This window comes from Fodinibius roseus, assembly GCF_900129315.1.
In the GTDB taxonomy this organism is placed as follows: domain Bacteria; phylum Bacteroidota; class Rhodothermia; order Balneolales; family Balneolaceae; genus Fodinibius; species Fodinibius roseus.
Map to the genome: position 1 here is coordinate 1 of NZ_FQUS01000045.1, position 12,039 is coordinate 12,039.

Genomic DNA, 12,039 nt, shown 5'->3' on the forward strand with positions numbered 1-12,039 from the left:
AAATACCACTGCATTAACCTATTTGAACGCCACCTTCATGACCAACCGTCCTCAATAATTTTAACGGTTTTTACGCTCTATTGCAGATAAATTTTAGATAGTGGTAGAAATATATAACTGTCCGTTTTGTATAAAATGTACGTTTTGGACATTTTTTTCCGTATATTAATATTCTATTAATAGATAAAGAATATAGCATATGGACAAACAGACAATTAATTCAAAAAAAGCCCGGGACGATTTTGCCGACAATATCAACCGGGTAGCGTATGGCCATGAGCGGCTCACCATTACCAGGCACGGCAAAAAAATAGCTGCTATTATACCTGTTGAGGATTTAGAGTTTCTTGAAGAGCTGGAAGAACAACTGGACCGAAGGGCTATTGACGAAGCAATGGAAGAACAGGGCGATGACCCATTTATTCCCCTGGAGGATCTAAGAAAAGAGTTAGGGATATAAATGCCTCGGTCATATAATGTTGTTTTTTCGAAACGTGCCCGTCGGGATATCAAAAAAATGGATCCGGATGCCCAAGCCCAAATTATTGAAGCTGCCGAAGCATTAGCGGAAAATCCCCGACCGCAAAGTAGTAAACCAATGAGAGGAGAGTACAAAGGCTTTTGGCGGGAACGTACCGGTAATTATCGCATCATCTATGAAATACAGGACCAGAAACTGGTTGTATTTGTAATCCGAGCCGGACACCGCAAAGATATCTACACTTAAATTCATTAATTGAAGATATATCAACCACAAAGTTCTATTTGTAAATATTGAACGTTGTCACGCCTGCCACACATGATCGGGGCCTTTGGCCAGGCCGTTCATCGCATCGCGGGTATCGATGATGCAGTCGCTCCACTCGGCCAGCTGCCCGTAATCGATCTCCGAGTGATCCGTTGAGATGATCACCGCATCATAGCTGCGGATCGTCTCCTCATCCCACTCCACCGACTTTGTGCCCGTCCACTCCTCATGCTCGCGCGTAGGCTTGATCTCCGGGATATGCGGGTCGTAGTACCCCGTCTCAGCCCCGTACTTCTTCAGCAGATCCAGGATCTTAAAGGTCGGCGACTCCCGCATGTCGTCCACATCCGGCTTGTACGCCAGTCCGACCACCAGCACCCGGCTGCCGTTCATCGCCCGCTTGTGGGCATTCAGCGCCTTCAGCGCCTGGTCGATCACATACTGCGGCATCGAGGTGTTGATCTCCCCCGCCAGCTCGATAAAGCGGGTATTCTGCCCATACTCCCGCGCCTTCCAGGTCAGGTAAAACGGGTCGATCGGGATACAGTGTCCCCCGAGCCCCGGCCCCGGCACAAATTTCATAAAGCCGAACGGCTTCGTATCGGCCGCCTCCAGCACCTCATGCACATCGATGTCCATTTGCCGGAAAACCACCTTCAGCTCATTCACCAGCGCGATGTTGACCGCCCGGAACACATTCTCGGTAATCTTCACCGCCTCTGCCGTCTTCGTATCCGACACCGGCACCGTCTCCACGATAGCGGTATCGTAGACCGCGCACGCCAGCCGGATCGCCTCCTCACCATGCCCCCCTACCACCTTGGGGATCTTCGCCGTATTGAAGCTCACATTGCCGGGATCCTCGCGCTCCGGGCTGTAGGCCACATAAAAATCCTCTCCCGCCGTCAGTCCCGACTTCGACTCCAGGATCGGAATAATCAGATCCTCCGTGGTGCCCGGATAAGTCGTCGACTCCAGCACCACCAGCTGTCCCTCGCGCAGGTTCTCCCCCACCGTAAAGCAGGTGCGCTCCACATACTGCATATCCGGCTCGCGGTGCTCATCCAGCGGCGTGGGCACGCACAGCATAATCGCATCCGCCTCCGGCAGGCGGTCGAACTGGTTCGTGGCCTCGCAACGATCGCTCCCGGCCAGCTCCTGCATCATCTCCCGGCCGAGATGCTTGATATAGGGACGTCCCTCCGTGATACAGTCGATTTTGTCCTGGTCGATATCAAAGCCCAGCACCGGCATCCCCGCCTGGTGGAAGGTCCACATCAGCGGCAGTCCCACGTATCCTAATCCTACGATTCCGATGGTGTATTCTTTGTCATCTATTTTCCGGAGCAGCTCTTTAAACATTCGTTTGGTTATTCGTTACTGGATATTTGTTAGGTGTTAACTGAATCTAATGCCATGGTTCTTACCCGGTATGGCCGGGCTTGTTTCGGCAAAGTGCTGAATATAAGAAATCGCAGGGGGATAAACAGGGGGGAGTTAATAACCACCAGCACAATGTTGTGCTGCACGAATATCCTCAATAGAAAGATGCGGATGATCTATTAATGTAACAATCCTTCAACCGAAAGGTCTTCATCCAAATCTTCCCAACGGATGCCAATGCCATTTCCGATAAAAGACCAGTTATTTAGCTCTTCGGGTGCAGCATCACGCAGTTTAGGAAACCATTCAAGCGGTACTGCTAGTTCCCTTCCGTCTTCTATGCGGACCAGCAATTTTTTATCTTCAAACCAAACTTCAACTGCTTTAGCCGGCTTACGTTTTACTAAAGTGCTCATTCCATTTTTCCTCTATCTGATTTGAATGTTGTTCTATTATTTTTCTAATCTTGTTTAACTCAACAGAATCATATCCAGTAGAGTATGCAAGAGATACAGGATTTATCCAGTACTTGCAATACCCGTCACCACTTTCAACGTGAATATGAACCGGTTCATTTCCTTCATTACTGAAGAAAAAGAATCGATAGCCGTCAATACGCAAAGCGGTTGGCATTGTTTAAAAACGTATATTTCAAATGTTAATACTTCTCTATAGAGAATAGTATATCTATATTTGTTGTTTCCATACAACAAATATAACAATATTTTGTAAAATATAAACAACACCGGCTAACCTGTTGATCCAAGATTGAAACTCAAATCACATCAGCAATAAGACAGGCTCCTCAACCTCAAACAGCGATCTTCTCTTTTTCCTCGCTCTCTTTCTCTTTATCGGACAAATCGAAAATTTTGGACTCCGGCTGCTCGGTAAGGCTGCTCAGGGGATCGATTCGCTCCCGGTCGAACTCCACACCCCATTTATAGCTATACAACCGCTGCCACTTGCTGCCAAAGCATTTGGTAAAGAGTCGCCGCTTAAACCCATTCGTCGGGTAGATCACGATACAGGCCGTAATGACCGCCCCCAGCTGCAGGTTCACATCAATGGGCATCTGCGAAAGAAAAACCGAAAACCCCACAAGGAATGCACTCATCAGGTAGAGGGTGATCGAAGCCGACCTGTGGCTGAATCCCATCCGCAGGAACTCATGGTGGATGTGATCCTGCCCCGCAGTAAATATCGACCTACCCCGCCTGAACCGCTTCACAATCACGCGAATGGTGTCGAAAAGCGGGAAGGCCAGCACCGCAACGGTAAGGACCGGGACGGCATTGCCGAACAGCTGCGTGAACTCCGGCATCGCACCCAGTTGCATAAAGGCAATAGCCTGTATGGAAAGCAGGAATCCGAGAATCATGGACCCGGTATCACCCATAAAGATGGACGCGGGGCTGAAGTTATACCACAGAAACCCCAGCAGCGCCCCGGCCAGGCAGAACGAGAAAACCGCCATGGGCACCTGCCCGACATAGAAAAAACCAAAGCCAAACAGCAGGGAAGCGAGCGTGCCGATCCCCCCCGCCAGGCCATCGATGCCGTCGATCAAATTGACCGCGTTAATCACCACAATGACCGTCAGGAGCGTAACGGGCAAAGCCACCCAGAGGGGAATCTCCGCCAGCCCCAGTACCCCGTGAAAATCCGTTATCAGAATACCGCTGCCATACATCACCAGTCCCACGGCCGAAATCTGGGCGCCCAGCTTCACCGTCGCCGACAAGGTGACCAAGTCATCCTTAAGTCCGACAAAGAACAGGATCAGCAGAGCCGCCACGAGATAGGAAAAACCGGTTAAACTGTCCGACCAGGGACTTACCGAATAACTTAGCAAAAAAGCCAGGAAGATAGCGATACCGCCCAGCGTCGGAATTGACTCGGAATGTATTTTACGCTCATAATCAGGATGATCGAACAGGTTGCGTCTCCTGGCCGCCCCGATAATCACCGGGATGGAAAAATAAGAAATCAGCCAAGCCAATAGGGCGACTCCTCCCATCACTGCCCTGTCCTGTAGCAAATAATCCATAGAATATATTACATTTTACTCTAACACGCCTCATCCATCTCAAGTGGTGCTAAGATAAAGCATTTATCGATATGTTACAATATTAATCATTTTACGTGGTCGCCCTTTTTTATTGATACTTTAAAACCGGGATAGATGTTCCCCTTAAGGGTGAAGATAAGGAGGTTTCGAAAAAAGATTAAAGGTTGCGCCCGACCGTTTGCTGAAACCTAACTATTGTTTCTTTCAATGGATGTGATGGCCTCCACAATCCGTTTGGAGGTCTGCCCATCCCAGTACAAGGGCCTGGGCAGCTCCTGCGTGCCGGCCACCCCATCCTGCAAGCGCTTGTCCAAATGCTCAAGAATCGTCTCTTTATCCGTCCCTACCAGGGTATTGGTCCCCTCCGTAATCGTAATGGGTCGCTCGGTATTTTCCCGCGCGGTCAGGCAGGGCACGCCCAGGGCCGTGGTCTCCTCCTGGATGCCGCCCGAGTCGGTCAGCACCAGCCGGGCATTATTCATCAGGTTGACGTTATCGAGGTAGCCCACCGGTTCCAGCAGGTGCAGCCGGTCAATCCCTTGCAGGCGCTCCCAGAATCCGAACTGTTGCGCCCGGTTCCTGGAACGCGGGTGCACCGGCCATACCATCGGGAGCTTACCTGAGGTCTGCTCTAGGATATCCACAAAGTTGCCGAGCGTGGATTTCTGATCCACATTCGACGGGCGGTGAAGGGTTACCAGCACATACTCTTTGGCGGTGAGGCCCAGATCAGACAGGATCGTCGATTCAGCCGATCGCTTGCGCATCGAAAAAAGCGTATCGATCATGATATTCCCCACAAACCGAATATTCCCCTGCGGGATCCCCTCCTCAATTAGGTTCATGTTGCCATCAATGGAAGGAGTCAACAGCAGATCCGCGATGCTATCGGTCAGCACCCGATTGATCTCCTCCGGCATGCTCCGGTCGTAGCTGCGCAGGCCGGCCTCCACATGCGCTACCCTGATGCCCATCTTGTTGGCCACAATGGTACAGGCCATGGTCGGATTTACATCTCCAACCACCACCACCCAGTCGGGCTGTTCTTTTTCCAGCACCTTTTCAAATTCAACCATCACTTTGGCCGTCTGTTCCGCATGGGTGCCACTGCCCACCCCGAGGTGGTGATCGGGGGCCGGGATGCCCAGCTCGTCAAAAAAGATTTTTGACATTTCGTAGTCGTAATGCTGGCCGGTATGCAGCAGCTGGGCTTCTATGTTCTCGTGTTTTTTGTACTCCTCAAGTAGCGGGGCCACTTTCATGAAATTAGGCCGCGCGCTGGCAACGTTGATGATTTTCATGGTTTGAGAACTGAAATTAGATGGCTGACTCTTTTGAAATATTTAGTCGAAGTATAACGGATTTTTTCAAAAGCCGCAGGTGCTATCTAAAAAGATGAATGAGTTAGTTATAAAAAATAGATGTCTCATTTAAAATGTTTTTTAAAGCTTATTCGTGATGAATTTATAGGCAAACCTCAACAGGCTGGTTTGCCTGAATACACGTTTTGGCTCTTTATATAACCTATATGACCACTCAAGACCGGCTTTGCGTAATGTTTCGGGAGCCCGATCCTTTTCATTGGTATAAATATCAAAGCTCCCGCCCAATCCCATATATAAGGCTTTGTGTCTCTCATACATTTTCTGCATCAGATATTCCTGCCTTGGACTACCCATAGCTACAAATACAATATCAGGCTTCTTAGTATAGATATCCTTAAACAATTTCCTCTTGTCATCGGAATTCATATAACCATTTCGGTAACCAACAATATTGATCCCCTCAAATTCTTCCTTCAATTGAGAAACTGTTTTCGTAATAACATGTTCTTTCCCACCTACTAAATAAAACGTTTCATCTTTATAAAATCTTTCAACGATATTCAACCAGAATTCAGAGCCGGGTATCTTTTTTGTGTTATAGTTTTTACGCTTTAGTGCTAAGACCGGACCTATCCCATCCGGATACCCAATATGCTGATTAACTAAGTTTCTTAGCCTCTGATCTTTTTTTACCAATTTCTCCGCATTAAGCGCAATAAGAATATTTTTCGAATTTCCTTCACTTAAATAGTTCAAAAAATGATCCCGGTCCTTAAAGGGATAAATTTTGTAATTATTGAGAGAGGTTGCTTCAATCATTGGCCATTTCCTTTAAATAATAGGATAAAGCAGCAAACATCCAGGCTTGACTCCATCGCATATAAGGAATTTTATTTTTATAAAATTTTCTTACTTGATAATAAAAATACCCTTCTTCATCCTGCAGATGATTACTGCTCCAATTTATAACATTTTCTGCTAATTTTTTATGACTATCAATACAATTAGAGTTCGCTAATGTAATAATACATTGCGCAGGTGAATGGATATCAATAGGATATATTCTGTTATGATAATATTTGGGAGTTCCATCTTTTAAAAAGAAGTTGCTTATATAGAACTTAAGTCCTTTTTTAAAGTTCCCTTCGAAAGTAGAATCTCCAGTATACTTTTGAAAATCATATAAAGCCTCCAAATTAAATCCTGTATGAAAGCTATCGATCCAGTTTTGGATTGGTAATTCTCCGTAATACCAAGACCCGTCGTCATTTTGAGCCTCACAACAAGCGATAACCGATTGCTTCGCTGATCGAAAGTATATTTCTTCATTAGTAATGGAATAAATCCTTGCTAACAACTTGCTGCCAAGCAAAGAAGCATTATAAACAGTATTATTTCCAAATTTAGGGGCATAAGAAAATAAAAACCCATCCTTTTTTTCGGTTCTGTTTAAATCATTGACTACAAACTCGGCTGATGAAAGAGCTTCGCTTTTAAATTTATCTTTCTTTATAACTGAATAGGCATCAAGCAAACCGTACGCGGCAAAAGTTGTAGCAACCACATTTGGTGTATATGCCGGAAAGTATAATCCCCCTCGGGCCTGCCAATCAAAATTATATCCCCAACATGATCCCGAATAGCCTTCTGACTTTAAATCAATTAATAGATCAGAAAGAAAGTTTATTTTATCTACTATTTCCTCGGGCTTACCAAAAGTAGTATCTCCGTTCTTGGCTATCTTATATAGATTACAATAGCCGGTCAGAAAAAGCCCAACACCTTTGGGATTATATCCTTTTGATATATTAACTAAAGGACGAAGATTAACGGGATTCCGTTTAAATAGCTGAATCCAAACTAACCTTGCCATACTCCATTTCCTTAACGGAGTTGTCTGAAAAAGCTTAGAATTCAACCCGTCATAAGGATCCCATCCCTTAAATTCTTCTCGTTCACAATATAATTTGAGTTTTAAAAATGATTCACTTGCTAAACTCTGCATATACCTCTTGTAGCGTCTTAAATGAATAAGAGCAATTACTTTTTTGAGCAATCTCAATTAAGGATCGCAAGGAATGTTCCGTTGTAAAACTTTTGGGGTGACCTAAAATAACAAAGGTATCTCTTTTGTCCTGTAAATTTTCTTCTATATAATTAAAAAAAGTCTTATGCATAGATTTATTAAATAAGCAAAAGTCCCAAGTAAATGCTTCTGTTTCAAAAAGAAATGCTATCTTTTCAAATAATGATTTTGAAGAAAGTTTTGTTTTCGCAACTGAGCTAACTGCTGCACCTCTTTTTATAAGCAGTGACTTCAGCTTTTCGAAGTTCAATATTTTTTTCCATCTTGGTTGTTCTAATGCAAAGATCGGTATCTCCATAATTCTCCCAAGACTTTTAGCTTCTTGTAAAATATTGTCTGGATCAGCCCACCAAAAGTCTTTTTCTAAAGAAATATTACGATAATCATATTTTGATAACTCTCCATCTTCATAGCCCCCGGGATAAACAGAACTATCCAATTTCAAACCTATCTTTGTCATCGCAGCAAGCACTTTCTTTGAAGGCATAATATTGTATGCTCCCGCTCTTAAGGCAATACATTCATACTCAGGTTTAACCTTTTGTACAATATTTTCTAAAGTTGATTTACCATCCTCTAATAAATCTTTAATGCTATAGTTTCTATTAGTTTTAAAATCCCCTAACCGCCAATTTAATAAATCTACCTGCCATTTGTCATTGATATATTTAGCATTCACCCATTGGGGGTGAATATGAAGCTGTATATCGTGTCCCTTTTTAACAGCTTGGTGTATTTGCTGGTCAATAGCCTCTATGGGATTACGCTCGTATCCCATATTATTCCCCTTATTCCACTCTTCTTTTAGTCGCAAGTATTCAACCACTTCGAAAAATATAGTTGTCTTTATATTGGCCTCTTCACAAATACTTAAAATTTGTTCGGTTGGTTTAATCATGTGTTCAAATACGTCACCCAAACCATCTCCGAAGAGTTCGTAATCAAAAGTTAGAACCAAGTTCATTTTTAATTTTAGTATAATACCTATAAGTCAAAAGCGAAATTAAAAAGGAATCAAATGAATTCAACACAGATTTATATTTATCAATACTTTGAGTATGCAATCCTTTCTTACTTATGCTATTGTGGCTACTTGACTTTCCAGTTACTTCTAGCATAGTATCTTCAAACTCCAAGTTACACCACCGGCACAAACCTTTTATTGTTTCATCTGTATTTAGAACTAACTGATCATAGGTCATTAGCTTTAGGTTACTTGCATATCTAAAATAGGTGCGAATGGAAAAAATATATTCTATAGAAAAATAGAGAACGGTAAAATAGTGAACCAAAAATTTATGAAGAAAAGATTTTCCTTTTCTTTCTTGGGTAGCCTTATCATTTAATTTCGATGCAACGATAGCTTTTGGATTACGGGTTAAGAAAATAACTTTTGCATCTGGCCAATGTTCAAATAAATAATCTAATCGCCTAAAATGTACCGGATATTTAATGCCTGGTATTTTGGCATTATTTTTTTTTCTAAGTAAGCCTAAAATAGATTTTATAACGTTTGAACTATGAAGCTCTGAAGTATCTTGATCTAATACTTCTTTTAATTCATCTAACTTGATCCCCGATTGGCGAAATTCCTTCCAAAAAGTTCCATATATCTTTTTTTTATCAATTAGATCAATTATCTCTTCAGAACTAACCCCATTAGACTTATCAAAAAATCTATCAAAAGTATTTCTACGGAGAGGCTCAAACAAATTCATCTCATCAAATGCCATTACTACCTCGGAATTAGCATCTAAAATATTTTTCAATAATGTAGAACCCGTCCGGTGCTGACCTACTATAAAAATTAAACTCACGTAATTTTATACTTCTTAAGCATGCTTTCTTGCTTTTAAAATTTTTTTAATACCTCTCAAGGGACCATGCTCTTTAATATTATATCTAACCAAACTCATTATATCCTGTAATTTCCACCAATGCAATTGCATGGGGGGAGGAGAATTAATAAAATTAACGTCTTTGTAATTAAGGTAGTAATTATATTTTTGGATACCTTTTTTCGTTAATCCCTCAATATACTTTATCTCGTCAGCACTCATCTCATCTAAATATTTATTATAATTATTTTCATCTATGATACCCTCTCTATCTTCAACTTTTCTATATAACTTACTTATCCCCTCTTGATAATTTATTCCGATAAAAGTGCATAATCGTCTTAAAACTATTTCGGTATCCCTCAATAAATCCTCATAACTAATTTCAATTAATCTTTTTCTATTTTCTCCAACTTCATTAACCTTATTAATTCCTTGTTGCCATTTATACGCAGCCCTAAAAATATTTTTTCCCCAAGTTTTTTTGGCTGATAGCACATTATCCCTTGGATCTCTTACAATATGTATAATTTTTGCTTTAGGAAAAGAATTTAGTAAAAATTGAATGTGATATATATTTCTTGGAGTCTTATCACCTAAAATCCGAATATCTTTATTTTCCTTTTCCATAGCTAGTTTCTGCCATATTTCACCTATTAATTTTTTAACAGTAGTTTCTTCTTTTACCAGTTTTCCAAAATTAAATGATTCTCTATAGTAAAAGAAAAATAAGGATTTCTTTATTTCTGTGATGACGTCATTGACTTCATCCAGACTTAATAACTTATCTTCATATTTTTGGACCAAATGGGGTATAAAATAAGCCTCAATTGATGGAATAAATATTTGATCGTGGTTATTTAGAAGTTCTCTAAGCAATTTAGTCCCACTTCTTGGTAGGCCAACTATGAACAATGACAATTTAGGCATAAATACATTCCTACCTTAAGTTATATCCAATAACCAATATTATAATAAACACTATATAAACCATATATCTTCTTAGATAAAAACCATAATACTGTTCTAAGCTATAACCATATCCTATAATTAAAAAATAAAAAGGGATAAATGGATATAGAAGACGATGGTCTAATGTAGCCGCTGCAAAGGTCAGCATAGCAATGTTTGAAGCTATAAAAATCAACAAAGGATAAAATTTCCTTAATTTATTTTTAAAGATTTGAACGCAACCAATGAGGAAAAAATAAGATAAAACAAGCTTTATAAAATTACCTACTGTTTGTAATAAATAATTATCATTTTCAATGCCATATGCAAAAGTAGGAAAAGGCCCAATTATACCAGATACTGCCATTATGGAATACTCAAAAAAACCAGCTTGTATTCCAATTCTGTTAGTAACTGCTATACTTCTATTAATAGCTATCTTTGCAATTAATTCATCCTTAACAACCCACAAAATTGGAACAAGTAACAGAGGAACTATCAGCAATATAAAAATGCGGAATATATACCTGTACCTTCCTTTAATTTCAATAAAGAGGAGTGATCCCAACGAAAAAAAGATTAAAACTGGAAATGGCGCTCTGAATAAACCAGTCATTAATAACGTTAAAAAACTAACAAAATAATATCCTATAAGTTTCTTTGTATATGCTTTATAAAAAAAATAAAAACTTAACGTTACCATTAGTAGTAAAAATGGTTCTTTTAGTCCAGATGCGTTGAAATATATAGAAATGGGATTCAAACCGTATAGAATTAATATATTCTTGCAAATATATTTTTTTAAATTTATATAAATTGATATTTTATACAGATAAAAACAAGTTAATAAATGAAATAAAATATTAAATATTTTTACGTTTAATATTTTATTACCTCCCAAAGAGTAAATAAACTTTAATAAAATAGGAAATCCTAAATCTCCGACTCTTCTGTTCTCAAGTAAATATACAATACTTGAATATAAGTTTTTATTTTGAAGCTCTAAGCCTAATAAATTATAGTAAACGGCATCTTTAGGTTCAAAGCCCAGAGGGTTGCCATAAGCCAATACATAAAAAGTAAATAAAAATAATACTAGTGTTAATTGATAGACAAATATTAATAAAAATACCTGTTTAGGCTTTATTTTTTTGGCCAGCGCAAAGAAAGTGGAAAAGAAGAATAAAGAAACTAATTGTAATAAACCAAAGCGTGATAAAAACGATTGTGTAGATTGAAAAGAAAAAAAAGACTGCAGTAAAACAAAAAGTACTAACCATACAGATATAACTTTTATATCAATTTTTTTAAATATAAATAAGTTAGATATATTCAAATTATTATTATTTATAGGAAATATTGGGAGTGTAAGCTGAACTCTGTCTGGTTTGTTTTATTCCCTTTCGGGGTTTCGGTTTAAGGCCAATGGCAACCGTTCTCCAAATCTAATGGCCAGCTGCCCTACAGTCAAGCTCCAGTTTTGCAGGGGCGATGTCCATTTCTTTTCTATGTTTTGTGGCCCAATAGACCAGCTTTAACAACGCCATATCGCTGGTAAAGGCTCCTTTGGTCTTGGTCACCTTGCGAATCTGCCGGTGATAGCCTTCCACCGCATTGGTCGTGTAAATGAGCTTCCG

The 12,039-nt window shown here is 40.5% G+C and carries 13 protein-coding genes and 1 pseudogene; 2 read left to right on the top strand and 12 right to left on the bottom strand.

Features of this window, described 5'->3' with window-relative positions:
• Positions 1-199 precede the first annotated feature (199 nt).
• Both BUB16_RS20555 and BUB16_RS20560 read left to right on the top strand, forming a co-directional pair.
• Complete coding sequence (locus tag BUB16_RS20555; RefSeq protein WP_073068657.1) at positions 200-460, top strand: type II toxin-antitoxin system prevent-host-death family antitoxin; 261 nt, start codon at positions 200-202, stop codon at positions 458-460.
• Positions 461-727 (top strand): type II toxin-antitoxin system RelE family toxin, encoded by a 267-nt coding sequence (locus BUB16_RS20560; RefSeq protein ID WP_073068659.1) that lies wholly within the window; start codon positions 461-463, stop codon positions 725-727.
• A gap of 57 nt (positions 728-784) precedes the next feature.
• Here the strand turns inward: BUB16_RS20560 and BUB16_RS20565 are convergent, their stop codons facing one another.
• The 12 genes and pseudogenes from BUB16_RS20565 to BUB16_RS20620 all read right to left on the bottom strand — a co-directional run.
• On the bottom strand, positions 785-2,110 hold the full coding sequence (locus BUB16_RS20565) for a nucleotide sugar dehydrogenase (RefSeq protein WP_073068661.1): 1,326 nt from the start codon (positions 2,108-2,110) through the stop codon (positions 785-787).
• Between the two features lie 200 nt (positions 2,111-2,310).
• Positions 2,311-2,547, bottom strand: coding sequence for a DUF2442 domain-containing protein (locus tag BUB16_RS20570; protein WP_073068663.1), 237 nt, complete (start codon positions 2,545-2,547; stop codon positions 2,311-2,313).
• Complete coding sequence (locus BUB16_RS22340; protein ID WP_073068665.1) at positions 2,525-2,764, bottom strand: DUF4160 domain-containing protein; 240 nt, start codon at positions 2,762-2,764, stop codon at positions 2,525-2,527. Before BUB16_RS22340 ends, BUB16_RS20570 begins: the two co-directional genes overlap by 23 nt.
• A 178-nt stretch (positions 2,765-2,942) precedes the next feature.
• Complete coding sequence (locus BUB16_RS20580; protein ID WP_084088486.1) at positions 2,943-4,181, bottom strand: MraY family glycosyltransferase; 1,239 nt, start codon at positions 4,179-4,181, stop codon at positions 2,943-2,945.
• A 209-nt stretch (positions 4,182-4,390) separates the two neighbouring features.
• Entirely contained in the window at positions 4,391-5,503 is a 1,113-nt protein-coding gene (gene wecB, locus BUB16_RS20585; protein WP_073068669.1) for a non-hydrolyzing UDP-N-acetylglucosamine 2-epimerase, read from the bottom strand.
• Positions 5,504-5,644: 141 nt separating this feature from the next.
• Entirely contained in the window at positions 5,645-6,343 is a 699-nt protein-coding gene (locus tag BUB16_RS20590) for a WecB/TagA/CpsF family glycosyltransferase (protein WP_139240402.1), read from the bottom strand.
• Positions 6,339-7,532 (bottom strand): delta-aminolevulinic acid dehydratase, encoded by a 1,194-nt coding sequence (locus BUB16_RS20595; RefSeq protein WP_073068673.1) that lies wholly within the window; start codon positions 7,530-7,532, stop codon positions 6,339-6,341. The genes BUB16_RS20590 and BUB16_RS20595 overlap by 5 nt, the downstream gene beginning before the upstream one ends.
• Positions 7,513-8,511, bottom strand: coding sequence for a polysaccharide deacetylase family protein (locus BUB16_RS20600; RefSeq protein WP_211483259.1), 999 nt, complete (start codon positions 8,509-8,511; stop codon positions 7,513-7,515). The genes BUB16_RS20595 and BUB16_RS20600 overlap by 20 nt, the downstream gene beginning before the upstream one ends.
• A 43-nt stretch (positions 8,512-8,554) precedes the next feature.
• A complete protein-coding gene (locus BUB16_RS20605) occupies positions 8,555-9,430 on the bottom strand; it encodes a sulfotransferase family protein (protein WP_073068677.1) in 876 nt (291 codons plus the stop codon).
• 15 nt (positions 9,431-9,445) lie between these two features.
• Entirely contained in the window at positions 9,446-10,381 is a 936-nt protein-coding gene (locus BUB16_RS20610; protein ID WP_073068679.1) for a sulfotransferase family protein, read from the bottom strand.
• Positions 10,382-10,391: 10 nt separating this feature from the next.
• The gene (locus BUB16_RS20615; RefSeq protein WP_073068681.1) at positions 10,392-11,738 is read right to left on the bottom strand and encodes a hypothetical protein; all 1,347 of its coding nucleotides are present in this window, start codon (positions 11,736-11,738) and stop codon (positions 10,392-10,394) included.
• Positions 11,739-11,795: 57 nt separating this feature from the next.
• A pseudogene (locus tag BUB16_RS20620) lies at positions 11,796-12,039 on the bottom strand (transposase); the annotation flags it as partial.

Excerpts from the sequence above, each read along its gene's own strand:
- BUB16_RS20580 (WP_084088486.1), bottom strand. The coding sequence starts at position 4,181 with ATGGATTATTTGCTACAGGACAGGGCAGTGATGGGAGGAGTCGCCCTA.
- wecB (WP_073068669.1), bottom strand. The coding sequence starts at position 5,503 with ATGAAAATCATCAACGTTGCCAGCGCGCGGCCTAATTTCATGAAAGTG.
- BUB16_RS20565 (WP_073068661.1), bottom strand. The coding sequence starts at position 2,110 with ATGTTTAAAGAGCTGCTCCGGAAAATAGATGACAAAGAATACACCATC.
- BUB16_RS20610 (WP_073068679.1), bottom strand. The coding sequence starts at position 10,381 with ATGCCTAAATTGTCATTGTTCATAGTTGGCCTACCAAGAAGTGGGACT.
- BUB16_RS20595 (WP_073068673.1), bottom strand. The coding sequence starts at position 7,532 with ATGCAGAGTTTAGCAAGTGAATCATTTTTAAAACTCAAATTATATTGT.
- BUB16_RS20600 (WP_211483259.1), bottom strand. The coding sequence starts at position 8,511 with ATGATTAAACCAACCGAACAAATTTTAAGTATTTGTGAAGAGGCCAAT.
- BUB16_RS22340 (WP_073068665.1), bottom strand. The coding sequence starts at position 2,764 with ATGCCAACCGCTTTGCGTATTGACGGCTATCGATTCTTTTTCTTCAGT.
- BUB16_RS20560 (WP_073068659.1), top strand. The coding sequence starts at position 461 with ATGCCTCGGTCATATAATGTTGTTTTTTCGAAACGTGCCCGTCGGGAT.
- BUB16_RS20570 (WP_073068663.1), bottom strand. The coding sequence starts at position 2,547 with ATGAGCACTTTAGTAAAACGTAAGCCGGCTAAAGCAGTTGAAGTTTGG.
- BUB16_RS20555 (WP_073068657.1), top strand. The coding sequence starts at position 200 with ATGGACAAACAGACAATTAATTCAAAAAAAGCCCGGGACGATTTTGCC.